A 25,158-nucleotide genomic window follows, 5' to 3' on the forward strand; every position below is an offset into this window, starting at 1 on the left:
TCCGTAAGGGTCACGTCAGGGTGGACGCGAAAACCCCGTGCCCGCCTGAGCGGATCAGCCCCGTACCCCGCACAGGTGCAGCAGCGCCGCCACCCGGCGGTACGGGTCCGTGCGGCCCGCGCGGTCCTCCGCCGCCAGCAGGAGCTCCAGCTCCTCGGCGGCCGGCAAGCCCTCTGCGTTCGGCACGTTGTCGGTGAAGACCCGCACGCCGTACCAGGCGTGCAGCGGCGCCGCGATTCCCGCGAGCGTCGCGGTCAGCGCCCCCAGCCGGTCGGCCCGCGCCGGCAGCCCGAGCCGGTTGACGTAGGCGTCCGACTCGAACGCCGCCAGCGCCGTGGACCAGTCCCCGGCCAGCCCCGGCCGCATCGCCAGCGCGTCCGCGTTCCGTACGAGCAGCGACAGCAGGCCGCCCGGCGCCAGCATGCGGGCGAGACCCGCGAGCATGGCGTCGCGCTCCTCCACATACATCAGCACGCCGTGGCACAGCACCACGTCGAAGCTGCCCGGCAGGAAGTGCACGCCGGTCTCCCGGCCGTCCCCCTCGATGAGGCGGACCCGCTCCCGGATGCCCGCCGGCTCGGTCGCCAGCGCCTCGCGTGCGTACCGCAGCATCTCGGGGTCGGACTCCAGCCCGGTGACGGTGTGCCCCGCCCGGGCCAGGCGCAGGGCCTGCGTGCCCTGGCCCATGCCGACGTCGAGTATCCGCAGCCGCTGCCCCACGGGGTAGCGGGCGGTTATCTGCTCGTCCAGCTGGCGGGCGACGAGCTCCTGGCGCACCGTGTTGCGCAGTCCGCCGAGCCCGTCGAGCCAGCTCCCCGAAGCGCCTCCGAAGCCGGAGACCTGCGTGCTCAGGGCCGCTCTCCGCGCTTGACCTGCGGCTTGGGCAGCCGCAGCCGGCGCATCTGGAGCGTACGCATGAGGCCGTACGCGATGGCGCCGCGCTTGGGCTCGTTGGGGAAGCGCTCGCCCAGCTGCTTCTTCAGCCGGATCCAGATGCCCACCGAGTCCACGACGATCATGGCGATGACACCCAGCCACAGCAGCAGGGCGATGTTCTGCATCTGCGCGGACCGGACCATGGACAGGACCAGGATCACCACGGCCAGCGGCAGGAAGAACTCGGCGACGCAGAACCGCGAGTCGACGAAGTCGCGCACGAAGCGGCGGACCGGGCCCTTGTCGCGGACGGGCAGGTAGCGCTCGTCACCACTGGCCAGCGCCTCGCGCTGCTTGGCCAGGTCCGCGCGGCGGGCCTCGCGCTGGCGGCGCATGGCCTCCTTGCGGTCGGTCGGTACGGTCTGCGCACGACGGCGCTGCGTCTGGGCCTCACTCCGCTTCGGGGTCGGGCGGCCCTTGGGGGCCTGGGGGTCGCGGGGCTGCTTGGAGAGGTCCGCCGTCACCTTGTCGGTGGGGGCCTTCTCATCCTTCGAACGGCTACGGAACACAAAGCCCAAGGGTACGGGGTACCCGGCATGCGCCCCACCCCCGCGGGGAACGATCCGGCAACGGCCTGCGTCCACCCGTACAAGGGATCCTGCCGGAACCCCTACTCCTTGCGCCGGATCACGAGCCGTCCGCAGTCGTCCTTGGGGATGAGCGCATCCCCGCTCGAACAGTGCGGTAATGGATGCAGGGCCCGTACTGTGGGTTCTGTTGGAGTGCTGGAGCCGAAGTCCGTCACGAAGGGGGCGCGCGAAGCCCATGAGCGGTGTCATGAAGCGTATGGGGATGATCTTCCGCGCGAAGGCCAACAAGGCCCTTGACCGGGCCGAGGATCCGCGCGAGACCCTCGACTACTCGTACCAGAAGCAGCTCGAGCTGCTCCAGAAGGTGCGCCGCGGCGTCGCCGACGTGGCGACCTCCCGCAAGCGACTGGAGCTCCAGCTGAACCAGCTCCAGTCCCAGTCCGCCAAGCTCGAGGACCAGGGCCGCAAGGCGCTGGCGCTGGGCCGCGAGGACCTGGCGCGCGAGGCGCTGTCCCGCAAGGCGGCGCTCCAGCAGCAGGTGTCGGACCTGGAGACGCAGCACCAGACCCTCCAGGGCGAGGAGGAGAAGCTGACGCTCGCGGCGCAGCGGCTCCAGGCCAAGGTGGACGCCTTCCGTACGAAGAAGGAGACCATCAAGGCCACGTACACCGCCGCCCAGGCGCAGACCCGGATCGCCGAGTCCTTCTCCGGCATCTCGGAGGAGATGAGCGACGTCGGCGTCGCCATCCAGCGCGCCGAGGACAAGACCGCGCAGCTCCAGGCGCGGGCCGGCGCGATCGACGAGCTGCTCGCCTCCGGCGCGCTCGACGACCAGTCCGGGCTCCAGAAGGACGACATCCAGGCCGAGCTGGACCGCCTGTCGGGCGGTACGGACGTGGAGCTGGAGCTCCAGCGCATGAAGGCGGAGCTCGCCGGAGGCTCCTCCTCGCAGCAGGCCATCGAGGGCGGCGGCGCCACGCCGCAGGACCAGTCCCAGCAGCAGTCCCAGACCCGGTTCGACAAGCAGTAAGGACGGCGCGTCATGATCGTGAGGATCATGGGGGAGGGCCAGGTGAGGCTGGCGGACAGCCACTTCGCCGAGCTCAACAAGCTGGACGACGAACTGCTCGCGGAGATGGAGAAGGGCGACGGCGAAGGCTTCCGCCGCACGCTCCACGCCCTGCTGGAAACGGTGCGCCAGCTCGGCGAGCCGCTGCCGGACGACTCCTTGGAACCCTCCGAACTGATCCTGCCCGCCCCTGACGCGACGCTCGAAGAGGTCCGCGAGATGCTCTCCGACGACGGCCTCATCCCCGGCTGACGGCCACCCCCGCACTCCACCCGTGCCCCGCCCCGGACGACCGGGTCGGGGCACGGGTGCTTCTCGACGCCGTGCCAGGCCGTACGGTTCTCTCCCGTGACCACCCTCGGAACCCCGCTCGCGCGCGGGCGGTGCTGGCTGCGCGCGCATCCCCTGGCGTTCGACGGCGCCCTGGCCCTCGCCGTGCTGGTGTGCATGGTCGCCGGTTCGTTCGTCGACCGGCACGGTGGCCCGCACGGCGGGCCCGACTTCGGCGGGCGCACCCCCGGGGCGGTCAGCGTGCTCCTCATGCTGGTCGGCGCCGCGGCCCTGGTCCTGCGCCGCCGCAACCCCCTGGGCGTCCTGCTGTGCACCGGCGCGGTCACGCTCCTGGAGCACATCGCCGAGGACCCGCCGGCCCCGGTCGCGATGAGCGCCGTCGTCGCCCTCTACACCGTCGCCTCGCGCACCGACCGCCCCACCACCTGGCGGGTCGGCCTGCTGACGATGACGGTGCTGACGGGTACGGCGATGCTGTCCGGCTCCGCGCCCTGGTACAGCCAGGAGAACCTCGGCGTCTTCGCCTGGACCGGCATGGCCGCCGCCGCGGGCGACGCCGTGCGCAGCCGCCGCGCCTTCGTCGACGCCATCCGCGAGCGCGCCGAACGCGCCGAGCGCACCCGCGAGGAGGAGGCCCGCCGCCGGGTCGCCGAGGAGCGGCTGCGCATCGCCCGCGACCTGCACGACGTGGTCGCGCACCACATCGCGCTCGTCAACGTCCAGGCCGGCGTCGCGGCCCACGTCATGGACAAGCGCCCCGACCAGGCCAAGGAGGCCCTCGCGCACGTCCGCGAGGCCAGCCGCTCCGCCCTCGACGAGCTCCGCGCCACCGTCGGCCTGCTCCGCCAGTCCGGCGACCCGGAGGCCCCGACCGAACCGGCGCCCGGCCTCGCCGTCCTCGACGACCTGCTCGCCACCTTCCGGAACGCCGGCCTCCCGGTGCAGCTGGCCCGCACGGACCAGGGCACCGCGCTCCCGGCGGCCGTCGACCTCGCCGCGTACCGGATCATCCAGGAGGCGCTGACCAACGTCCGCAAGCACGCCGGTCCGGACGCCACGGCCGAGGTCAGCGTCGTCCGGGTGGGCCGGACGCTGGAGGTGACGGTCCTCGACAACGGCGTACCGGCACCCTCCGCCGAGGAGAGCGGCGGCCACGGCCTGATCGGCATGCGGGAACGCGCCACCGCCCTCGGCGGCAGCCTCACCGCCGCCCCCCGCTACGGAGGCGGTTTCCGCGTCCACGCGATACTTCCCCTCACCGCGACCACAGGGGAGGCCACGTGACCATCAGGGTGCTGCTCGCCGACGACCAGGCGCTGCTGCGCAGCGCGTTCAAGGTCCTGGTGGACTCCGAGCCCGACATGGAGGTGGTCGGCGAGGCGGCGGACGGCGCCGAGGCGGTCGCCCTCGCCCGCACGGAGCGGGCCGACGTCGTCCTGATGGACATCCGGATGCCCGGCACGGACGGCCTCGCCGCCACCCGCATGATCAGCGCGGACCCGGACCTGGCCGGCGTGCGCGTCGTCATGCTGACGACCTTCGAGGTGGACGAGTACGTGGTCCAGTCGCTGCGCGCCGGGGCCTCCGGCTTCCTCGGCAAGGGCGCCGAGCCCGACGAGCTGCTGAGCGCCATCCGGATCGCCGCCGCCGGGGAGGCGCTGCTCTCACCCGCCGCGACCAAGGCCCTGATCGCCAGGTTCCTCACCCAGAAGGACACCGAGCCGTCCACGTACTCGGACCGCCTCGCCGCCCTGACCGTACGGGAACGGGAGGTCCTGGTCCTCGTCGCCGGCGGCCGCTCCAACGACGAGATCGCCGACCGCCTCGAAGTGAGCCCCCTCACCGTCAAGACCCACGTCAACCGCGCCATGGCCAAGCTCGGCGCGCGCGACCGCGCCCAGCTGGTCGTGACCGCGTACGAATCCGGCCTGGTACGCCCCAGGGCGGAGTGAGCGAGTACTCCATCCGGTGTATGCCGGGCGTAAGCAAACGGGACCTGGGGGCGACGGAACCCTCCCCTCCATGGCTGATCGTGTGAAAGACCTGCCGATCCGCCACAGAAGAGAGACCCCATGTCCTGGCTGTCCAGATTCAGCCTCGCGCAACGGGCCCTGGTCGGGCTGATATCGATCGTGGCGATCGTCTTCGGGGCGATCGCCATCCCGCAGCTCAAGCAACAGCTGCTGCCCTCCATCGAGCTGCCGATGGTGTCGGTCCTCGCCCCCTACCAGGGCGCGTCCCCCGACGTGGTCGAGAAGCAGGTCGTCGAACCGCTCGAGAGCACCCTCGAGGCCGTCGACGGCATCAAGGGCGTCACCTCCACGGCCAGCGAGGGCAACGCCCTCATCATGGCCACCTTCGACTACGGCGACGCGGACACCAAGCAGCTCGTCGCCGACGTCCAGCAGGCCGTGAACCGCGCCCGCGCGCAGCTGCCCGACACCGTGGAGCCGCAGGTCGTGGCCGGCTCGACCGACGACATCCCGACCGTCGTCCTCGCCGTCACCTCCGGCAAGGACCAGCAGGCGCTGGCCGACCAGCTGGAGCGGACCGTCGTCCCAACCCTGGAGGACATCGACGGCGTCGGCCAGGTCTCCATCGACGGCGTCCAGGACCTCCAGGTCTCGGTCACGCCCGACGAGCGCAAGCTCGCCGCGGCCGGCCTGAACGCGATGACCCTGGCCGAGGCGCTGAAGGCGGGCGGCGCGACCGTCCCGGCCGGCTCCTTCTCCGAGGCGGGCCAGAGCCGCACCGTCCAGGTCGGCGGCGGCTTCACCTCGCTGGAGCAGATCCAGGACCTGCGGATCAAGCCCGCGAAGGGTGACGCGGTACGCCTCGGCGACCTCGCCACCGTGCGGCAGGAGGAGTCCCGCCGGGTCTCCCTCACCCGTACGAACGGCAAGCCGAGCCTCGCCGTCATGGCCACCATGGACAACGACGGCAGCGCCGTCGCCATTTCCGAGGCCGTCAAGGCCAAGCTGCCCGAGCTGCGCGAGGACCTGGGCGCGGGCGCCGAGCTGACGGTCGTCTCCGACCAGGGCCCGGCGGTCTCCAAGTCGATCTCCGGCCTGACCACCGAGGGCGCCCTCGGCCTCCTCTTCGCCGTCATCGTCATCCTGGTCTTCCTGGCGTCCCTCCGCTCCACCCTGGTCACCGCGGTCTCCATCCCGCTCTCCGTCGTCCTCGCCCTGATCGTGCTGTGGACGCGGGACCTGTCGCTCAACATGCTGACGCTCGGCGCGCTGACCATCGCCATCGGCCGGGTCGTCGACGACTCGATCGTGGTCCTGGAGAACATCAAGCGGCACCTCGGCTACGGCGAGGAGCGCCAGGCGGCGATCCTCACGGCGGTCCGCGAGGTGGCGGGCGCGGTGACCTCCTCCACCCTCACCACCGTCGCCGTGTTCCTGCCGATCGGCCTGGTCGGCGGCATGGTGGGCGAGCTGTTCGGCTCGTTCTCCCTCACCGTCACCGCCGCCCTGCTCGCCTCGCTGCTCGTCTCGCTGACGGTCGTGCCCGTCCTGTCGTACTGGTTCCTGCGCGCCCCCAAGGGCACGTCCGCGGACCCGGAGGAGGCGCGCCGCCAGGCCGAGGAGAAGGAGAACCGCAGCGTCCTGCAGCGCATGTACGTGCCGGTGCTGCGGTTCGCGACCCGGCGCCGCCTCACCAGCGTGGCCCTCGCCCTCGTCGTCCTCGTGGGCACGTTCGGCATGGCCCCGCTGCTGAAGACGAACTTCTTCGACCAGGGCGAGCAGGAGGTCCTCTCCATCAAGCAGGAGCTGCCCGCCGGCACCAGCCTGGAGGCGGCCGACGCCGCGGCGAAGAAGGTCGAGAAGGTCCTGGCCGACGCCGCCGAGGTGAAGGACTACCAGGTCACCGTCGGCTCCTCCGGCTTCATGGCCGCCTTCGGCGGCGGCACGGGCGCCAACCAGGCCTCGTACCAGGTGACGCTCGCGGACTCGGCCTCGTACGAAAAGGTCCGCGACCACCTCGACGCCGAGCTCGGCAAGCTCGACGGCATCGGCGACACGACCATCGCGGCCGGCGACGGCTTCGGCAACCAGGACCTGAGCGTCGTGGTCAAGGCCGCCGACGCCGCCACCCTGAAGAAGGCCGCCGACCAGGTCCGCGCCGAGGTCGCCGAGCTGGACGACGTCACCGACGTCCAGAGCGACCTGTCGCAGTCGGTCCCGCGCGTCTCGGTCAAGGCCACCGCCAAGGCGGCCGAGGCCGGCTTCAACGACGCGGCGCTCGGCATGGCGGTCGCCCAGGCGGTACGCGGCACCCCGGCGGGCAAGGCGATCCTGGACGACACCGAGCGCGACGTCGTCATCACCTCCGCCGCGCCTGCGAGGACGATGGCCCAGCTCCAGCAGCTGCCCCTCGGCCCGGTGAAGCTCGGCGACATCGCGGAGGTGAAGCTGGTCCCCGGCCCGGTCTCGATGACCCGTATCGACGGCTCGCGGGCCGCGACCATCACGGCGAAGCCGACCGGTGACAACACCGGCGCGGTCAGCGCCGCGCTCCAGTCGAAGATCAACGCGCTGGACCTGCCCGACGGCGCCACCGCCACCATCGGCGGTGTGTCGGAGGACCAGGAGGAGGCGTTCGCCAACCTGGGCCTGGCGATGCTGGCGGCCATCGCGATCGTCTTCATGCTGCTGGTGGCGACCTTCAGGTCGCTGGTGCAGCCGCTGATCCTGCTGGTCTCCATCCCGTTCGCGGCCACCGGCGCCATCGGCCTGCTGATCGCCACGGGCACGGCGATGGGCGTCCCGGCGATGATCGGCATGCTGATGCTGATCGGCATCGTCGTCACCAACGCCATCGTGCTGATCGACCTGATCAACCAGTACCGGGCACAGGGCCTCGGCGTCATCGAGTCGGTCGTCGAGGGCGGCCGCCACCGCCTGCGCCCGATCCTCATGACCGCCCTGGCGACGATCTTCGCCCTGCTCCCGATGGCCCTGGGCATCACGGGCGAGGGCGGCTTCATCGCCCAGCCGCTCGCGGTGGTGGTGATCGGCGGCCTGGTGACGTCGACGCTGCTCACCCTGCTGCTGGTGCCGACGCTGTACGCGATGGTGGAGCTCCGCAAGGAGCGCCGCCGCGCCAAGCGCGCCGCCCGCGCCGCCCGCGCCGCGTCGCGCGAGCCGGAGCAGACCCCGGCCGGGGTGTAAGCGCAGACAGCAGGAGGGGCGCCCCGCATCGGCGGGGCGCCCCTCACGCGCGTACGGGGAAGCGTTACGGCAGCGCCAGCATCCGCTCCAGGGCCAGCTTGGCGAAGCTCTCGGTCTCGCGGTCGACCTGGATCTGGTTGACCAGCTTGCCCTCGGCGAGCGACTCCAGCGTCCACACCAGGTGCGGCAGGTCGATGCGGTTCATGGTCGAGCAGAAGCAGACCGTCTTGTCGAGGAAGACGATCTCCTTGCCCTCGTCGGCGAAACGGTTCGCCAGACGCCGCACCAGGTTCAGCTCCGTACCGATGGCCCACTTGGACCCGGCCGGCGCCGCCTCCAGCGTCTTGATGATGTACTCGGTCGACCCGACGTAGTCCGCCGCGGCCACGACCTCGTGCTTGCACTCCGGGTGCACCAGCACGTTGACGCCGGGGATCCGCTCGCGCACGTCGTTCACGGAGTCCAGCGAGAAGCGGCCGTGGACCGAGCAGTGCCCGCGCCACAGGATCATCTTGGCGTCGCGCAGCTGCTCCGCGGTGAGTCCGCCACCGGGCTTGTGCGGGTTGTAGACGACGCAGTCGTCCAGCGACATGCCCATGTCCCGCACGGCGGTGTTGCGGCCCAGGTGCTGGTCGGGCAGGAAGAGCACCTTCTCGCCCTGCTCGAAGGCCCAGTCCAGGGCCCGCTTGGCGTTCGAGGAGGTGCAGATCGTGCCGCCGTGCTTGCCGGTGAAGGCCTTGATGTCGGCGGAGGAGTTCATGTACGAGACCGGCACGACCTGCTCGGCGATGCCCGCCTCCGTCAGCACGTCCCAGCACTCCGCGACCTGCTCGGCCGTCGCCATGTCGGCCATCGAGCAGCCGGCGGCCAGGTCGGGGAGCACGACCTTCTGGTCGTCGGTCGTCAGGATGTCCGCCGACTCGGCCATGAAGTGCACACCGCAGAAGACGATGTACTCGGCCTCCGGCCGCGCCGCCGCGTCCCGGGCGAGCTTGAACGAGTCCCCGGTGACGTCGGCGAACTGGATGACCTCGTCGCGCTGGTAGTGGTGCCCCAGCACGAACACCTTCTTCCCCAGCTTCTCCTTGGCCGCGCGGGCGCGCTCCACGAGGTCCGGGTCGGACGGCGATGGCAGGTCGCCGGGGCACTCGACGCCCCGCTCGCTCTTGGGGTCGGCCTCGCGGCCGAGCAGCAGCAGGGCGAGCGGCGTCGGCTGGACATCCAGGGGCTGGGCGGTGGTCACGTCACGCACCCTTTCTTCTCTTCGGTAAGCCCGGCGAAGGAGCCTTTTCGTCTAAATGACGCTATCTATCATAACCGGTTCACGTCACTTTGACGATGTCCATAGTGTCGATGTGACACATGCCCCGTCCGCGCGTCGGCGCTTGCCCGACGTGCGTGCGCGCGCGTGTGCGAGCATGAAGGGGAAACACGCACTCGGCCCGGAATGAATCCGCGGCCCCGCCGGTTGCAACCGTCGGCAAGCAGTCTCCGTACACACCGGGAGAGAAGCAGATGTCCGTATCGGACGAGAAGACCACTGTCAGCGACGGCATCCTCCTGACGGACGCCGCGGCGGCCAAGGTCAAGGCCCTGCTGGACCAGGAGGGCCGCGACGACCTGGCGCTGCGCGTCGCCGTTCAGCCCGGCGGCTGCTCCGGCCTGCGCTACCAGCTCTTCTTCGACGAGCGCTCGCTCGACGGTGACGTCGTCAAGGACTTCGACGGCGTCAAGGTCGTCACCGACCGCATGAGCGCTCCGTACCTGGGCGGTGCGTCGATCGACTTCGTCGACACCATCGAGAAGCAGGGCTTCACCATCGACAACCCGAACGCCACGGGCTCCTGCGCCTGCGGCGACTCGTTCAGCTAAGCCTGTACGAAGCCCGTACGACGAAGGCGGCGCCCCCTCGGGGGCGCCGCCTTCGTCGTACCTTCGTCGTGTCCGGGCCCAGGCCCGGCCGGGGCTACTTCCGCGGCACCGCCTCGCCCGACGCCGCGTCCACGACCCGCCGCTCGCCCACCGGCCGCTCCAGCGACACGGTGACGGTCTGCTCCTGCGCCATGGCGATGCAGTACCGCTCCGGCTGCGCCGGCGACTCGACCACCGTCACCTTCACAAGCGCGTCGCTCTCCTCGGCCTTGGCCGTGTACGTGCTGCACACGCCGCCCCAGAAGGTGACGGTCAGCTTCCGGCCGCTGCCGTCCGTCCGGTACGACTCGACCTGCCGAGCGGACTGCTCGGGGACCGCGGGCTGCGTCGGGGAGGGCTTCGGCGCGGGCGCCAGGTGCTTCGGAGCCACCGCCGGGTAGGTGATCGTGAACGGCCGTGCGTCGCCCTTCGGCTCCACGTCGAACAGCCACGACGGCACGAGCGCCGGCCGCCCCTCCACGGTGTGCGCGGCCAGGCCGAAGACGGCCTTGCCGATCGTCACGGTCTCCTTGGCGGGCTTCTGCTCCGGCGCGCAGCCGACCTCGGGGGCCGCCTTCGGCTCGCCCTCCAGCGGCGCGGGCGTCGCGCATCCGCCGATGCCGGCGCCCCCCTCGTCCGAGGAGCCGGAGTTCAGCAGCTTCAGCGCCTCCTCCGCGCCGATCACCGGGTACTCGTCCCCCTCGACCGGCTCCTTCAGCCGCCCGCTGCCGCCCACGACCTGCCCGTCGGGACCGACCTGGATACCGGTGGTCCAGCCGTACGTCGGCAGCCCGCCGACGACCGGATCGGCGTTGACGACCCGTACCGCGCCCATCAGCTGGGTGGCGTCCAGCTTGGCGTCGTCCTGGCCCAGCGCCTTGAGCACCGGAGCGGCGGCCTTCTTCGCGGCGTCCTCGCCCACCGGGTCCCCGCCCCAGGCCGTCTGCCCGCCCGACGGGCAGCTCGGGCCCTTGCGGCAGTCGTCGCCCGCCGGCGCCGCGCCGAAGGACCAGGTCCCCGGCGCCTCCTTCTCCACCTGGAGCACCGCCCCCGAGCCGTCCTTCTCGGGCCCGACCTTCCACGCCGTACCGTCGGGGCGCGGCGCCCCCGACATGCCCAGGGCCCTGGCCAGCCGCGCCACCTCGTCCGCGCCGACCGTGCCCCGGGCCCGGTGGACGTGGGCCGCGTCCGGCCCGTCCGGCAGCGCCCCCCCGGCCCGGTAGACCACGCCGTTCGGGTCCGGCTCGCCGGGCGCGATCCCCGGCCCCGACCCCTCGGTGTGCCCGTCCAGCGCCAGCGGCGGCGGCGCCGTCCGGCCGGTCCCCGGCGCGGCGCGCCCGCCGTCCGACGCGCTCGTGGCGAAGTACGCCCCGCCGCCGCCGGCGAGCAGCACCGCCGCCGCCACCGAGGCGACGACCAGCGGCGAACGCCCGCGACGCGGGGTGTCCTGCGTGGGCTCGGGTTCCGTACTGCTCACCGCAACGCTCCTTCGTCCGTCGTACTCCCTTTACGGAAGACATTCATGGGACGGAACGGAGGAGCACCCGGTTCCACCGGAAGGCCGGCCGGACGCGACGCCCGTTCGGTTCAGGCGCCGTACTCCGCCGCCGCCTCCATCAGCCGCGCGGACGCGGGCGGCACCACCACCCCGTGGATCAGCGAAGGCGACACCGGGCCGGGCGGGGGAGCGTCCTCCGCCGGCACCACCCAGTGCGGCGCCATGCGCGCGCTGTCGCCGCGCAGCTCGGCGAGGCCGAACTCCAGGCCCATGGCGGACTCCCCCCGGTCGAATGCAGTGATGTAGTCGGTCATATCGGCACCGTACGCAGCCGCCCCCGGTCGAAAAAGACCTACTATCGGGTAGTTTCCGCATGTCGGCAGCGCCGTGACCGGGTAGCGTTAACCGTCAACTCCACCTTCCTCAGGAGCGCCCAGCCGTGCGTATCGCAGTCACCGGCTCCATCGCCACCGACCACCTGATGACCTTCCCCGGCCGATTCGCCGACCAGTTGGTCGCCGATCAGCTGCACACGGTCTCCCTTTCCTTCCTGGTCGACAACCTCGACATCCGCAGGGGAGGCGTCGGCGCCAACATCTGTTTCGGCATGGGGCAGCTGGGCGCCCAGCCGATCCTGGTCGGCGCGGCCGGGTACGACTTCGACGAGTACCGGGCCTGGCTCGACCGGCACGGCGTCGACACCGGCTCGGTACGGATCTCCGAGGTCCTGCACACCGCGCGCTTCGTCTGCACCACCGACGCCGACCACAACCAGATCGGCTCCTTCTACACCGGCGCCATGAGCGAGGCCCGCCAGATCGAGCTCCAGGCGGTGGCGGACCGCGTCGGCGGCCTCGACCTCGTCCTGATCGGCGCGGACGACCCCGAGGCGATGCTGCGCCACACCGAGGAGTGCCGCTCGCGCGGCATCCCGTTCGCGGCGGACTTCTCGCAGCAGATCGCCCGCATGGACGGCGACGAGATCCGGATCCTGCTGGACGGGGCGACGTACCTCTTCTCCAACGAGTACGAGAAGGGCCTCATCGAGTCCAAGACCGGCTGGACGGCCGAGGAGATCCTCGGTCGCGTCGGCCACCGCGTCACCACGCTCGGCTCCCGCGGCGTCCGCATCGAGCGGGTCGGCGAGCCGGCCATCGAGGTCGGCTGCCCGGAGGAGGAGGCCAAGGTCGACCCGACGGGCGTCGGCGACGCCTTCCGGGCCGGCTTCCTGTCCGGCCTGTCCTGGGGCGTCAGCCTGGAGCGCGCCGCCCAGGTCGGCTGCATGCTGGCCACCCTGGTGATCGAGACGCTCGGCACCCAGGAGTACACGCTGCGCCGGGCCCACTTCATGGAGCGCTTCACCAAGGCGTACGGCGACGACGCGGCGGCGGAGGTCCACAAGCACCTCGCCTGAGGCCCGGCCGCCCGGCCGTCAGGCCGTGCGGCGCACCTCGTACGCGCTGCCGCGTTCCGCCGGCCGCTCGCCCACGTACTCCTGGCCCCGCATCTCGCACCACGCCGGGATGTCCAGGCGGGCGGCCTCGTCGTCGCTGAGGACCGTCACCGTGGCGCCGACCGGTACGTCGCCGATCACCTTCGCCAGCTCGATCACCGGGATCGGGCACCGCTTGCCGAGCGCGTCGACGACGAGGTCCCCGCCCCCGGCCGCCGGCGCGGGGGAGGACGCCGGGGCGCCGAAGCGCTCCCGCACCCCCGCCACCGCGCCCGGCAGCACCTCCAGGAACCGCTCGACGTCCGCCTCCTGCGCACCGAAGGGCAGCGAGACCCGTACGTTGCCCTCCGACAGCACGCCCATCGCGCGCAGCACATGGCTGGGCGTCAGCGTCGAGCTCGTACACGACGAACCGGACGACACCGAGAAGCCCGCGCGGTCCAGCTCGTGCAGCAGGGTCTCCCCGTCGACATAGAGACACGAGAAGGTGACGAGGTGCGGCAGCCGCCGCACGGGGTCGCCGACCACCTCCACGTCCGGCACCGACTCCGCCACCCGCGCCCGGATCCGCTCCACCAGCTCCCGCAGCCGCGCCGCCTCCGCGTCCGCCTCGGCCCGTACGGCCCGCAGCGACGCCGCCGCGGCGACGATCGCCGGGAGGTTCTCGAATCCGGCGGCCCGCCCCGACTCGCGCTCGTCCGCCGGTCCTTGGGCGGCGAACCGCACACCCTTGCGGACCACGAGCAGCCCCACCCCCGCTGGGCCGCCCCACTTGTGGGCACTCGCCGTCAGCAGCGACCAGTCACCGGCGACCGGACCCCAGCCCAGCGACTGGGCCGCGTCCACCAGCAGCGGCACCCCGGCCGCCCGGCACGCCTCGGCCACCTCGGCCACGGGCTGTTCGGTGCCCACCTCGTGGTTGGCGGACTGGAGGCACGCGAGGGCGGTGTCGGCGCGCAGGGCGGCGGCGTACGCGGCCGGCTCGACCCGTCCGCCCCGGCCCACCGGCACCTCGGTCACCGTGCCGCCGTCCGCCTCGTGGGCCGCCGCCGAATGGAGCACCGAGGAGTGCTCGACCGCCGACACGACCAGGTGCCGCCCGACCCGCCGACGCCCGGCGAGCGCCCCGGCAACTCCGGAGTGCACCGCGCGTGTCCCCGAAGGGGTGAAGACGAGCTCGTCGGGCCGGCACCCCGCGGCCTCCGCCGCGGCCTCCCGCGCCGCGTCCAGCAGCATCCGCGCCCGCCGCCCCTCCCGGTACAGCCGCGCCGGATCGGCCCACCCCTCGTCGAGCGCCGCGAGCAGGGCCTGCCGGGCAACGGGGTGGAGGGGAGCGGACGAAGCGGAATCGAAGTAGGCCACGCCCCCACGCTAACTCCGGCACCCTCCGGGGCGCCCCGGAGGCCAGGCGCGCCCTCAAAAGAGGGGCCCGGCGGTGTGTTGGGCACCCTCCCCGCGCGACCCCAAATAGCGTCCAGTAGGGTTTGGTCCGCATAAACATCCAAACCCCTGCCCGCGTCAGGGCCGGCGACCGACCAGCGAGACGGCCGCAGCCGACCGCGCGGGCGAGACTCTCGGGAAGGCGCTACGTGAGTCCCAACGGCTCCGACCGCTCGTCGCGGCGCCCGATGCGGCGGAAGCTGCCGCAGGTGCTGACTGCGGGCCTGATCCTGGCTACCGCCTCCGGTTGCTCGTACAACTGGGAGGACTTCCCCCGCCTTGGTATGCCCACCCCGGTGACGGAGGAGGCTCCGCGGATCCTCTCCCTCTGGCAGGGCTCGTGGGCGGCTGCGCTCGCCACGGGCGTGCTGGTCTGGGGCCTGATCCTGTGGAGCGTCATCTTCCACCGGCGCAGCCGCACCAAGGTCGAGGTTCCTCCGCAGACCCGGTACAACATGCCCATCGAGGCGCTGTACACGGTGACCCCGCTCATCATCGTCTCGGTGCTCTTCTACTTCACCGCGCGCGATGAGTCGAAGCTCCTTGAGCACTCCAAGAACCCGACGCACACCATCAACGTGGTGGGCTACCAGTGGAGCTGGGGCTTCAACTACGTCGAGAACGTCGACGGCAAGGCCGACACGGACGCCAAGTCCTCCAAGGAACTCGGTGCCATTCCGGATCGGTACCAGAACCAGTTCCCGGCGGGTGCCGAGGGCGTCTACGACTACGGCATCCCCGGTACCCGGAACCCGCAGAACGGGAACCCGGGTCCGACGCTGTGGCTGCCGAAGGGCGAGAAGGTCCGGTTCATCCTGACCTCTCGCGACGTCATCCACTCCTTCTGGGTGCTCCCCTTCCTGTTCAAGCAGGACGTCATCCCGGGCCACACCAATGTCTTCGAGGTGACCGCCACCCAGGAGGGCACCTTCAGGGGCAAGTGCGCCGAGCTCTGCGGCGTCGACCACTCCCGGATGCTGTTCAACGTCAAGGTGGTCTCCCCGGAGCGCTACCAGCAGCACCTGAAGGAGCTGGCCGAGAAGGGGCAGACCGGCTTCATCCCGTCGGGCATTGAGCAGACGGACCCGGCCAGGAACTCGGAGACCAACCAACTGTGAGCATCCTCAACGAACCTCAGGGTGCCGCCACGGCAGCCGACGGCTCGGTGAACGAGCCGTATGAGAACGAGATCCCCGTACGGCGCAGGCGGCCCGGCAATGTCGTCGTCAAGTGGCTGACCACCACGGACCACAAGACGATCGGCACGCTCTACCTGGTCACGTCGTTCTTCTTCTTCTGCATCGGCGGTCTGCTGGCGCTCTTCATGCGCGCCGAGCTGGCCCGTCCTGGTACGCAGATCATGTCGAACGAGCAGTTCAACCAGGCGTTCACGATGCACGGCACGATCATGCTGCTGATGTTCGCGACGCCGCTGTTCGCCGGATTCGCCAACTGGATCATGCCGCTGCAGATCGGCGCGCCCGACGTGGCGTTCCCGCGGCTGAACATGTTCGCCTACTGGCTGTACCTGTTCGGCTCGCTCATCGCGGTGGCCGGCTTCATCACCCCGCAGGGTGCCGCCGACTTCGGCTGGTTCGCCTACACCCCGCTGTCGGACGCGGTCCGCTCGCCGGGTGTCGGCGCCGACATGTGGATCATGGGTCTGGCCTTCTCCGGCTTCGGCACGATCCTCGGCTCGGTCAACTTCATCACCACGATCATCTGCATGCGCGCCCCGGGCATGACGATGTTCCGCATGCCGATCTTCACCTGGAATGTGCTGCTGACCGGTGTGCTGGTCCTGCTCGCCTTCCCGGTGCTCGCCGCCGCGCTCTTCGCGCTGGAGGCGGACCGCAAGTTCGGTGCGCACATCTTCGACCCGACCAACGGCGGCGCGCTGCTGTGGCAGCACCTCTTCTGGTTCTTCGGTCACCCAGAGGTGTACATCATCGCCCTGCCGTTCTTCGGCATCGTCTCGGAGATCATCCCGGTCTTCAGCCGCAAGCCGATGTTCGGTTACATCGGCCTGATCGCGGCGACGATCGCGATCGCCGGTCTGTCCGTGACGGTGTGGGCGCACCACATGTACGTCACCGGCGGTGTGCTGCTGCCGTTCTTCTCCTTCATGACCTTCCTGATCGCGGTCCCGACCGGTGTGAAGTTCTTCAACTGGATCGGCACCATGTGGAAGGGCTCGCTCTCCTTCGAGACGCCGATGCTGTGGACGATCGGCTTCCTGATCACCTTCACCTTCGGTGGTCTGACCGGTGTCATCCTGGCCTCGCCGCCGATGGACTTCCACGTCTCGGACTCGTACTTCGTCGTCGCGCACTTCCACTACGTCGTCTTCGGCACCGTGGTCTTCGCGATGTTCGCCGGCTTCCACTTCTGGTGGCCGAAGTTCACGGGCAAGATGCTGGACGAGCGGCTCGGCAAGATCACCTTCTGGACGCTGTTCATCGGCTTCCACGGCACGTTCCTGGTGCAGCACTGGCTGGGTGCCGAGGGCATGCCGCGCCGTTACGCGGACTACCTCGCCGCCGACGGCTTCACCGCGCTGAACACGATCTCCACGATCGCGTCCTTCCTGCTCGGCCTGTCGATCCTGCCGTTCTTCTACAACGTCTGGAAGACGGCCAAGTACGGCAAGCCGGTCGGCGTCGACGACCCGTGGGGCTACGGCCGCTCCCTGGAGTGGGCGACCTCCTGCCCGCCGCCGCGGCACAACTTCCTCACGCTGCCGCGCATCCGTTCCGAATCCCCGGCCTTCGACCTGCATCACCCTGAGATCGCGGCGCTCGGCCAGCTCGAGAACCACGGGCAGAAGGACACCGCGCTGTTCGGTGGCAAGGAGGTCGGCAAGTGAAGGTCCAGGGCAAGATTTTCATCTGGCTGAGCATCTTCATCCTCGCCATGGCCATCGTGTACGGCCTGTGGTCGAAGGAGCCGGCCGGTACGACGGCGCTGTTCCTGGCCTTCGGCCTGGCGGTCATGATCGGCTACTACCTGGCCTTCACGGCCCGGCGCGTGGACGCCATGGCGCAGGACGACAAGGAGGCCGACGTCGCGGACGAGGCCGGTGAGGTCGGCTTCTTCTCGCCGCACAGCTGGCAGCCGCTCTCCCTGGCCATCGGTGGCGCCCTCGCCTTCCTGGGCGTCGCCCTCGGCTGGTGGCTGCTGTACTTCTCCCTGCCGCTGATCCTGATCGGCATCTGGGGCTGGGTGTTCGAGTACTACCGGGGCGAGAACCAGAACCAGTAGTTCCACGGTTCCGCGGTTCGCTCCAGCGCTTCACCGGGGACCCGGTGACCTCCACAGGGAGGTCACCGGGTCCCTCTTTTGGTTGCATCCCGCGTGCCGCGGTCGACAGCTCTTCCTACGGTGTGCTCATGAGCCACACGAGTCGCTTGCGCACCGCCATAAGCTGCACTCTGCTGGTCGCCGTCACCGGAGCGAGCGCGACCGCGTGCGGTGGCCCCGAGGGCCACCCCCTCGCCGCGGATCCGTACGACGCGGCCCAGCAGGTCACCTTCAACGGCCCCTCCGGCAACCGCAAGGCTCCGCTGGACAAGCCGCTCGAAGTCACCGCCAAGGCGGAGGACGGCCGCATCACGGACGTCACGGCCCGCGACGAGGCCGGCCACTACCTGGCGGGCGAGCTCTCCGCGGACGGCAGCCGCTGGCGCTCCACGGGGTCGCTGACGGCCGGCGCCCGCTACACCGTCAAGGTCGCCACGGAGGACCGCGACGGCGCTCCTGGCGCCCGTACGCTGACATTCGAGACGGCACCCGCCAAGAAGGTCCTGAACGTGCGATTCGGCCCGCAGGCGGGCACGTACGGCGTCGGACAGCCCATCACCGCGGAGCTGAACGTCCCCGTACGGTCCCGGGCGGGCCGCGCCGCCGTCGAACGCTCCCTGAGGGTCCGCTCCACCCCGGCCGTCGAGGGCTCCTGGTACTGGGTGGACGACAAGAAACTGCACTTCCGCCCCAAGGACTTCTGGCCCACGGGTGCGTCCGTCACCGCCACCGGCAAGCTCGCCGGCGTACGGATAGACGGCGACCTGTACGGCGGGCCCGTCAAGCCCCTCAGCCTGACCATCGGCGACCGCATCGAGGCCATCACCGACGCGGCGTCCCACCAGATGACGGTCAAGCGCAACGGGCAAGTGATCAACACCATTCCGGTGACCACCGGCAAACCGGGCTTCGCCACCCGCAACGGCATCAAAGTGGTGCTCGGCAAGGAGCAGTTCGTCCGGATGCGGTCCACCACCGTCGGTATCGCCGCCGGCAGCAGCGAGTCCTACGACCTGCCCGTCTACTGGGCCACCCGGGTGACCTGGAGCGGGGAGTACGTCCACGCGGCGCCCTGGTCCGCCGGGTCCCACGGCTTCGCCAACGTCAGCCACGGCTGCACGGGCATGTCCACCAGCAATGCCGCCTGGTTCTTCAAAACCGTCCGTCCGGGGGACATCGTCGCCGTCGTCAACAGCGGCGGAAGCCCGATGGACCCCTTCGGCAACGGCTTCGGCGACTGGAACATCCCCTGGGACAAGTGGCGCACGGGCAGCGCCCTCGTGGACGCCGCCCGCCCGGGCGTCAACCCCGCCGACGCGGCGCGCGTCCGGCCGGTCGCCTTCTGACCCTCACGCCTCCACGGACAGCCTGCTGCGCAGCAGCGCGGCCAGGGAGTCGGCCAGCTCCACCGGGTCCACCGGCAGCGTCACCGCCGCGTCGGCGCGGCTCCAGGTGGCGAGCCAGGCGTCCTGCGGGCGGCCGATGAGCAGCAGCACCGGCGGGCAGCGGAAGATCTCGTCCTTGATCTGGCGGCACACCCCCATGCCCCCGGCGGGAGCCGCCTCGCCGTCCAGGACGCAGACGTCGATCCCGCCCTGGTCCAGCCGCTCCAGCACGGCCGGTAGCGTCGCGCACTCGATGTACTCGACCGGCGGAACGTCGGCCGCGGGCCTGCGCCCGGCCGCCAGCCGCACCTGCGCGCGGGTGTTGGCGTCGTCGCTGTAGACCAGGACGGTGGCGCTCGACTGCATTGTTCCTCCGAGTACGTCGGCGGCAAGGGCAGGTAGGCAGGTACCGATGGGCCGGATGCTACTCCTCCCCACACCGCGTCAACACCGGTTCGGATGGGCCGTTCGGGCTGGACGGAGCGCATCAACACACCGAACGGCACCCCCCGGAGTGAGGGCGGGATAAGCGACCGACATAATGTCGGTCGTGGCGACAGCAACGACAGTAGAAACCGGGCACGCGCACCCGTCGGTCAATCGGCCGAACCTCACCAGCGTCGGAACCATCATCTGGTTGAGTTCCGAGCTGATGTTCTTCGCGGCCCTCTTCGCGATGTACTTCACCCTTCGTTCGGTGATGGGTGCCGAGTTCTGGTCCCAGCAGGCGGGACACCTGAACTTCCCGTTCTCGGCGACCAACACCACGATCCTGGTGCTCTCCTCCCTCACCTGCCAGCTCGGCGTGTTCGCCGCCGAGCGGGGCGATGTGAAGAAGCTCCGGACGTGGTTCATCATCACGTTCGTCATGGGTGCGATCTTCATCGGCGGCCAGGTCTTCGAGTACACCGAGCTGGTCAAGGACGCGGGTCTCTCGCTCTCGTCCGACCCGTACGGCTCCGTGTTCTACATGACGACCGGCTTCCACGGACTGCATGTGACGGGCGGCCTGATCGCCTTCCTGCTGGTCCTCGGCCGGACGTACGCGGCGAAGAGATTCACCCATGAGCAGGCAACCGCCGCCATCGTCGTGTCCTACTACTGGCACTTCGTCGATGTCGTCTGGATCGGCCTCTTCGCCACGATCTACATGATCAAGTAATCGGGCCCGTACCTCAGGTACGCCCGAACACATCCAGCAAGCATCGACGCAGAAGATCCTGACACCGGGGTAATCCGTGAAAAAGCTCTCCGCACGACGACGCCATCCGCTGGCGGCGGTCGTCGTCCTACTTCTCGCGCTGGCGGCCACTGGGGGGCTGTACGCCGCGTTCGCACCCGCGGACAAGGCGCAGGCCGACGAAACCGCCCAGTCACTCGCCATCGAGGAGGGCAAGAAGCTCTACTCCGTCGGCTGTGCCAGCTGCCACGGAACCGGCGGTCAGGGCACCTCCGACGGCCCGAGCCTGGTCGGCGTCGGCTCCGCCGCCGTGGACTTCCAGGTCGGCACCGGCCGCATGCCGGCGCAGCAGCCCGGCGCCCAGGTGCCGAAGAAGAAGAAGATCTACTCGCAGGCGCAGATCGACCAGCTCGCCGCGTACATCGCGTCCCTGGGCCCCGGTCCGGTCACGCCGACCGAGAAGCAGTACAGCCCCGAAGGGGCGAACATCGCCCGCGGTGGTGACCTGTTCCGCACGAACTGTGCCCAGTGCCACAACTTCACCGGCGAGGGTGGTGCGCTCACCAACGGCAAGTGGGCGCCCAGCCTCGAGGACGTGAGCGAGAAGCACATCTACGAGGCCATGGAGACCGGCCCGCAGAACATGCCGTCCTTCCCCGACACGACCATGCCGGAGAAGGAGAAGAAGGACATCATCGCGTACATCAAGACCGTGAACGGTGACGAGACCCCGACTCCCGGCGGCTTCGCGCTGGGCGGTCTGGGACCGGTCAGCGAGGGCCTGTTCGGCTGGATCTTCGGTCTGGGTTCGCTGATCGCTGTTGCCGTCTGGGTCGCGGCCCACACCGCTAAGGCCAAGAAGTCATGAGTAGCCAAGACATTTCCGAAGAGAGCCTGCCGCACAAGCAGGACGCCGCGCACGGCACGGCGGTAGCCGAGAACCCGTTCGCCGACCCGGGGCTGCCGCCCCACAAGCCGCGCATCCAGGACATCGACGAGCGGGCCGCCAAGCGGTCCGAGCGCACGGTCGCCCTGCTGTTCACGCTGTCGATGCTGGCCACGATCGGCTTCATCGCCTCGTTCGTGATCTTCCCGGTCGACAAGATCGTGTACGTCTGGCCGCTCGGCCACGTCAGCGCGACCAACCTGTCGCTCGGCCTGACGCTCGGCATCGCGCTCTTCTGCATCGGCGCGGGCGCGGTCCACTGGGCCCGCACCCTGATGTCCGACCACGAGGTCGCCGACGACCGTCACCCGATCGAGGCCGAGCCCGAGGTCAAGGCCAAGGTCATGGCCGACTTCGCGGACGGCGCGCGGGAGTCCGCGATCGGCCGCCGCCCGCTGATCCGCAACACGATGTTCGGCGCGCTGGCCATGGTGCCGCTCTCCGGCGTGGTGCTGCTGCGCGAGCTGGGCCCGATGCCCGAGAAGAAGCTGTTCCACACGTCGTGGGCCAAGGGCAAGCAGCTCATCAACATGAACACGAACGAGCCGCTGCGTCCCGAGGACGTCGCGGTGGGTTCGCTGACCTTCGCCAAGCCCGAGGGCCTGGAGGAGCACGACCACGAGTTCAACACGAAGATCGCCAAGGACGCCTTGATGATCGTCCGGATCCAGCCGGAGGACATCAAGGACAAGCGCGAGCTCGAGTGGTCGCACGAGGGCATCGTGGCCTTCTCCAAGATCTGCACCCACGTGGGCTGCCCGATCTCCCTGTACGAGCAGCAGACCCACCACGTCCTCTGCCCGTGCCACCAGTCCACCTTCGACCTCTCCGACGGCGCCCGCGTCATCTTCGGCCCGGCCGGTCACGCCCTTCCGCAGCTGCGGATCGGCGTCAATGACGAGGGCTTCCTCGAGGCGCTCGGCGACTTCGAGGAGCCCGTCGGTCCTGCATTCTGGGAGCGCGGATGAGCACCACGACCGCAACAGACGCACAGCGGAAGGCGCCCGCCGGCGAGCGGGTGGCCGACTGGGCCGACGGCCGTCTGGGGATCTACTCCCTGGCCAAGGCCAACATGCGGAAGATCTTCCCGGACCACTGGTCCTTCATGCTGGGTGAGATCTGCCTCTACAGCTTCATCATCATCATCCTCACGGGTGTGTACCTGACGCTGTTCTTCCACCCGAGCATGAACGAGATCGAGTACCACGGCTCGTACGTGCCGATGCAGGGCATCCGCATGACCGAGGCGTACGCCTCGACCCTGGACATCAGCTTCGACGTCCGCGGTGGTCTGCTCATCCGGCAGATCCACCACTGGGCCGCGCTGATCTTCATCGCGGGCATGTTCGTGCACATGATGCGCGTCTTCTTCACCGGCGCGTTCCGCAAGCCGCGTGAGGTCAACTGGCTGTTCGGCTTCCTGCTGTTCGTCCTCGGCATGTTCACCGGTTTCACCGGTTACTCGCTCCCGGACGACCTGCTCTCCGGCACCGGTGTCCGCTTCACCCAGGGCGCGATCCTGTCCACGCCGATCGTCGGCACGTACATCTCGATGTTCCTGTTCGGCGGCGAGTTCCCGGGCCACGACATCATCGCCCGGTTCTACTCGATCCACATCCTGCTGCTGCCGGGCATCATGCTCGGCCTCGTGGTGGCGCACCTGATCCTGGTCTTCTACCACAAGCACACGCAGTTCCCCGGCCCCGGCCGGACGAACAAGAACGTCGTCGGCATGCCGCTGCTGCCGGTGTACATGGCCAAGGCCGGAGGCTTCTTCTTCCTGGTCTTCGGTGTCATCTCGATCATCGCGGCGCTGTTCACGATCAACCCGATCTGGGCGCTCGGCCCGTACCGCCCGGACCAGGTGTCCACCGGCGCCCAGCCCGACTGGTACATGGGCTTCGCCGAGGGTCTGATCCGTGTCATGCCGGGCTGGGAGATCAACCTGTGGGGTCACACGCTCGTCCTGGGTGTGTTCATCCCGCTGGTCGTCTTCGGCATCATGCTCGCCGCGATCGCGCTGTACCCGTTCATCGAGTCGTGGATCACCGGTGACAAGCGGGAGCACCACCTGCTGGACCGGCCCCGCAACGCGCCGACCCGGACCGCGCTCGGTGTCGCCTGGGTGACCGCGTACATGATCATGCTGATCGGTGGCGGCAACGACATCTTCGCCACCCACTTCCACCTGTCGATCAACGCGATCACGTGGTTCGTCCGGATCTTCTTCTTCCTCGGTCCGGTCATCGCCTTCGTCGTCACCAAGCGGATCTGCCTGGGTCTGCAGCGGCGCGACAAGGACAAGGTGCTGCACGGCCGGGAGACCGGCATCATCAAGCGCCTGCCGCACGGCGAGTTCGTCGAGATCCACGAGCCCCTCAGCCAGGCCCAGCTGCACGCGCTCACCGCGCACGAGCAGTACACGCCGGCCGAGATCGGCCCGACGGTCGACGAGAACGGCGTCGAGCGCAAGCCGACCCGCACGGAGAAGCTCCGCGCCAAGCTCAGCAAGGGCTACTTCGGCGACGGCAACCAGATCCCGAAGGCCAGCGTGGAGGAGTACAAGGAGATCACCAGTGGCCACGGCCACCACTGATCGACCGGCACTCGCCGCCTGACCTCACGGTCGCCACACCGCACAGAGCCCCGTCCATTCACCGGACGGGGCTCTGTGCCGTGCCCGTGGCTCGATAGGCTGTGGTCATCCCCGTACACACGGACACCAGGAGCGACCATGAGCGCTGTGCAACCCGCTGGAGGACCGAGCTCGGCGGGCCGCTCCTGGCCCGTGGTGTTGAACGGCCTGCTCGAGGGCCGCGACCAGAGCGCCGACGACACGGCGTGGGCGATGGACCGCATCATGCGCGGCGAGGCCACCGACGCCCAGATCGCCGGCTTCGCGGTGGCGCTGCGCGCCAAGGGCGAGACCGTCGAGGAGATCTCCGGCCTCGTCCGGACGATGTACGCGCACGCCAACCTGATCGAGGTGCCCGGCCCGTCCGTCGACATCGTCGGCACGGGCGGCGACGGCGCCAAGACCGTCAACATCTCCACCATGTCGGCGATCGTCGTCGCCGGCACCGGCGCCAAGGTCGTCAAGCACGGCAACCGCGCCGCGTCCTCCGCCTCCGGCGCCTCGGACGTCCTGGAGAAGCTGGGCGTCAATCTGGAGCTGACGCCCCGGCGGGTCGCCGAGGTCGCCGAGGAAGCCGGCGTCACCTTCTGCTTCGCGGTGAAGTTCCACCCCGCGCTGCGCCACGTGGCCGCCGCCCGCAAGGAGCTCGGCATCCGCACCACCTTCAACTTCCTCGGCCCGCTCACCAACCCCGCCCGGGTCAAGGCCCAGGCCACCGGTGTGGCGGACGCCCGCATGGCGCCCATCCTGGCCGGGGTCCTCGCCGAGCGCGGCTCCTCCGCACTGGTCTTCCGCGGCGACGACGGGCTGGACGAGCTGACCACCACCGCCACCTCGAAGGTGTGGGTGGTACGCGACGGGGCCGTGCGCGAGGAGGCCTTCGACCCGCGGGACGTGGGCATCGCGCTCGTACCGGTCGAGGCCCTGCGCGGGGCGGACGCCTCGTACAACGCCGACGTGGCGCGCCGGCTGCTCGCCGGGGAGACCGGGCCGGTGCGGGACGCGGTGCTGCTCAACTCGGCGGCGGCGCTGGTGGCGCTGGAGCCGACGGACGCGCCGCTCGCCGACCAGATCCGGGCGGGCATGGCCAAGGCGGCCGAGTCGATCGACTCCGGCGCGGCGCGCGCGGCCCTCGACCGGTGGGTGGAGGCCAGTCACCGCTGAACGCGCGAGCGGGCGTAGGTGTGAGGCAAGGCGCAGTCCGGATGGCGGACTGCGCCTTGCGCATGCCGAGACGTATGGCAAGATGCCATTCAAGGTCATGAGTGACAGCGACTACGGCCCCGGCCCGCTGTCCGGCAACCCTCCGTCCGTGGCGGGGTGCCCCGGGTGAAGACCAGGTCGCAGGCAGCGAGGTCTGCGGCAAGCGCGGACCCCTGCACACCCTGGGGTCCTGGTCCTCGA

Annotated in this window: 23 protein-coding genes and 1 riboswitch; of the genes, 16 read left to right on the forward strand and 7 right to left on the reverse strand. The window is 70.2% G+C overall.

Going from position 1 to position 25,158, the window contains the following annotated elements:
• Window positions 1-54: 54 nt before the first annotated feature.
• Both ACIRNI_RS10580 and ACIRNI_RS10585 read right to left on the reverse strand, forming a co-directional pair.
• A complete protein-coding gene (locus tag ACIRNI_RS10580; RefSeq protein WP_403550208.1) occupies window positions 55-777 on the reverse strand; it encodes a class I SAM-dependent methyltransferase in 723 nt (240 codons plus the stop codon).
• Window positions 778-848: 71 nt separating this feature from the next.
• Complete coding sequence (locus ACIRNI_RS10585; protein ID WP_403550210.1) at window positions 849-1,445, reverse strand: DUF3043 domain-containing protein; 597 nt, start codon at window positions 1,443-1,445, stop codon at window positions 849-851.
• Window positions 1,446-1,701: 256 nt separating this feature from the next.
• Between ACIRNI_RS10585 and ACIRNI_RS10590 the strand changes: the two genes are divergently transcribed.
• The 5 genes from ACIRNI_RS10590 (at window position 1,702) to ACIRNI_RS10610 (ending at window position 8,006) form a co-directional block, all read left to right on the forward strand.
• Window positions 1,702-2,496, forward strand: coding sequence for a PspA/IM30 family protein (locus ACIRNI_RS10590; RefSeq protein WP_403550212.1), 795 nt, complete (start codon window positions 1,702-1,704; stop codon window positions 2,494-2,496).
• Between the two features lie 12 nt (window positions 2,497-2,508).
• On the forward strand, window positions 2,509-2,787 hold the full coding sequence (locus ACIRNI_RS10595) for a hypothetical protein (RefSeq protein WP_403550214.1): 279 nt from the start codon (window positions 2,509-2,511) through the stop codon (window positions 2,785-2,787).
• A 96-nt stretch (window positions 2,788-2,883) separates the two neighbouring features.
• Window positions 2,884-4,110, forward strand: a complete 1,227-nt coding sequence (locus ACIRNI_RS10600; RefSeq protein WP_403550216.1) for a sensor histidine kinase — start codon at window positions 2,884-2,886, stop codon at window positions 4,108-4,110.
• Entirely contained in the window at window positions 4,107-4,778 is a 672-nt protein-coding gene (locus ACIRNI_RS10605; RefSeq protein WP_403550218.1) for a response regulator, read from the forward strand. Before ACIRNI_RS10600 ends, ACIRNI_RS10605 begins: the two co-directional genes overlap by 4 nt.
• A gap of 120 nt (window positions 4,779-4,898) precedes the next feature.
• Window positions 4,899-8,006 carry an efflux RND transporter permease subunit gene (locus ACIRNI_RS10610; RefSeq protein ID WP_403550220.1) on the forward strand — a complete coding sequence of 1,036 codons (3,108 nt, stop codon included), beginning with the start codon at window positions 4,899-4,901 and terminating at the stop codon, window positions 8,004-8,006.
• A 64-nt stretch (window positions 8,007-8,070) separates the two neighbouring features.
• Here the strand turns inward: ACIRNI_RS10610 and nadA are convergent, their stop codons facing one another.
• Window positions 8,071-9,258: a quinolinate synthase NadA gene (nadA, locus tag ACIRNI_RS10615; protein ID WP_355367157.1), complete on the reverse strand. Its 1,188-nt coding sequence runs from the start codon at window positions 9,256-9,258 to the stop codon at window positions 8,071-8,073.
• A gap of 263 nt (window positions 9,259-9,521) precedes the next feature.
• Here nadA and erpA point away from each other — a divergent pair, with 263 nt between their 5' ends.
• Entirely contained in the window at window positions 9,522-9,878 is a 357-nt protein-coding gene (gene erpA / locus ACIRNI_RS10620) for an iron-sulfur cluster insertion protein ErpA (protein WP_355367160.1), read from the forward strand.
• A gap of 94 nt (window positions 9,879-9,972) precedes the next feature.
• Here the strand turns inward: erpA and ACIRNI_RS10625 are convergent, their stop codons facing one another.
• Window positions 9,973-11,394 (reverse strand): hypothetical protein, encoded by a 1,422-nt coding sequence (locus ACIRNI_RS10625; protein ID WP_403550223.1) that lies wholly within the window; start codon window positions 11,392-11,394, stop codon window positions 9,973-9,975.
• A 110-nt stretch (window positions 11,395-11,504) separates the two neighbouring features.
• On the reverse strand, window positions 11,505-11,729 hold the full coding sequence (locus ACIRNI_RS10630; RefSeq protein WP_403550225.1) for a hypothetical protein: 225 nt from the start codon (window positions 11,727-11,729) through the stop codon (window positions 11,505-11,507).
• Between the two features lie 125 nt (window positions 11,730-11,854).
• On the opposite strand from ACIRNI_RS10630, the gene ACIRNI_RS10635 reads away from it, so the two are divergent.
• Window positions 11,855-12,829 (forward strand): carbohydrate kinase family protein, encoded by a 975-nt coding sequence (locus ACIRNI_RS10635; protein WP_403550227.1) that lies wholly within the window; start codon window positions 11,855-11,857, stop codon window positions 12,827-12,829.
• 18 nt (window positions 12,830-12,847) lie between these two features.
• Here ACIRNI_RS10635 and ACIRNI_RS10640 read toward each other — a convergent pair whose 3' ends face one another.
• Window positions 12,848-14,230 (reverse strand): cysteine desulfurase/sulfurtransferase TusA family protein, encoded by a 1,383-nt coding sequence (locus ACIRNI_RS10640; RefSeq protein ID WP_403550229.1) that lies wholly within the window; start codon window positions 14,228-14,230, stop codon window positions 12,848-12,850.
• Between the two features lie 227 nt (window positions 14,231-14,457).
• On the opposite strand from ACIRNI_RS10640, the gene coxB reads away from it, so the two are divergent.
• The 4 genes from coxB (at window position 14,458) to ACIRNI_RS10660 (ending at window position 18,954) form a co-directional block, all read left to right on the forward strand.
• On the forward strand, window positions 14,458-15,426 hold the full coding sequence (coxB, locus tag ACIRNI_RS10645) for a cytochrome c oxidase subunit II (RefSeq protein ID WP_355367175.1): 969 nt from the start codon (window positions 14,458-14,460) through the stop codon (window positions 15,424-15,426).
• Entirely contained in the window at window positions 15,423-17,174 is a 1,752-nt protein-coding gene (gene ctaD / locus ACIRNI_RS10650; protein ID WP_403550232.1) for a cytochrome c oxidase subunit I, read from the forward strand. The genes coxB and ctaD overlap by 4 nt, the downstream gene beginning before the upstream one ends.
• On the forward strand, window positions 17,171-17,569 hold the full coding sequence (locus tag ACIRNI_RS10655) for a cytochrome c oxidase subunit 4 (RefSeq protein WP_403550234.1): 399 nt from the start codon (window positions 17,171-17,173) through the stop codon (window positions 17,567-17,569). The genes ctaD and ACIRNI_RS10655 overlap by 4 nt, the downstream gene beginning before the upstream one ends.
• Window positions 17,570-17,697: 128 nt before the next feature.
• Entirely contained in the window at window positions 17,698-18,954 is a 1,257-nt protein-coding gene (locus tag ACIRNI_RS10660; protein WP_403550236.1) for an Ig-like domain-containing protein, read from the forward strand.
• Between the two features lie 3 nt (window positions 18,955-18,957).
• On the opposite strand, the gene ACIRNI_RS10665 is transcribed toward ACIRNI_RS10660, so the two are convergent.
• Window positions 18,958-19,359, reverse strand: coding sequence for a hypothetical protein (locus tag ACIRNI_RS10665; RefSeq protein ID WP_403550238.1), 402 nt, complete (start codon window positions 19,357-19,359; stop codon window positions 18,958-18,960).
• A 175-nt stretch (window positions 19,360-19,534) separates the two neighbouring features.
• Between ACIRNI_RS10665 and ACIRNI_RS10670 the strand changes: the two genes are divergently transcribed.
• The 5 genes from ACIRNI_RS10670 to trpD all read left to right on the forward strand — a co-directional run bounded on the left by ACIRNI_RS10670 (window position 19,535) and on the right by trpD (window position 24,918).
• Entirely contained in the window at window positions 19,535-20,155 is a 621-nt protein-coding gene (locus tag ACIRNI_RS10670) for a heme-copper oxidase subunit III (protein WP_355367190.1), read from the forward strand.
• A gap of 76 nt (window positions 20,156-20,231) precedes the next feature.
• Window positions 20,232-21,041 (forward strand): c-type cytochrome, encoded by an 810-nt coding sequence (locus ACIRNI_RS10675; RefSeq protein WP_403550240.1) that lies wholly within the window; start codon window positions 20,232-20,234, stop codon window positions 21,039-21,041.
• Complete coding sequence (locus tag ACIRNI_RS10680; RefSeq protein WP_403550242.1) at window positions 21,038-22,087, forward strand: Rieske 2Fe-2S domain-containing protein; 1,050 nt, start codon at window positions 21,038-21,040, stop codon at window positions 22,085-22,087. The genes ACIRNI_RS10675 and ACIRNI_RS10680 overlap by 4 nt, the downstream gene beginning before the upstream one ends.
• Window positions 22,084-23,715 (forward strand): cytochrome bc complex cytochrome b subunit, encoded by a 1,632-nt coding sequence (locus ACIRNI_RS10685; protein ID WP_403550244.1) that lies wholly within the window; start codon window positions 22,084-22,086, stop codon window positions 23,713-23,715. The genes ACIRNI_RS10680 and ACIRNI_RS10685 overlap by 4 nt, the downstream gene beginning before the upstream one ends.
• 138 nt (window positions 23,716-23,853) lie before the next feature.
• The gene (trpD, locus tag ACIRNI_RS10690; RefSeq protein WP_403550246.1) at window positions 23,854-24,918 is read left to right on the forward strand and encodes an anthranilate phosphoribosyltransferase; all 1,065 of its coding nucleotides are present in this window, start codon (window positions 23,854-23,856) and stop codon (window positions 24,916-24,918) included.
• A 93-nt stretch (window positions 24,919-25,011) separates the two neighbouring features.
• Window positions 25,012-25,129, forward strand: a riboswitch (SAM riboswitch).
• The last annotated feature ends 29 nt before the right edge of the window (window positions 25,130-25,158 follow it).

The sequence above is a fragment of the Streptomyces sp. NPDC093546 genome (genome assembly GCF_044765045.1).
In the GTDB taxonomy this organism is placed as follows: Bacteria; Actinomycetota; Actinomycetes; order Streptomycetales; family Streptomycetaceae; genus Streptomyces.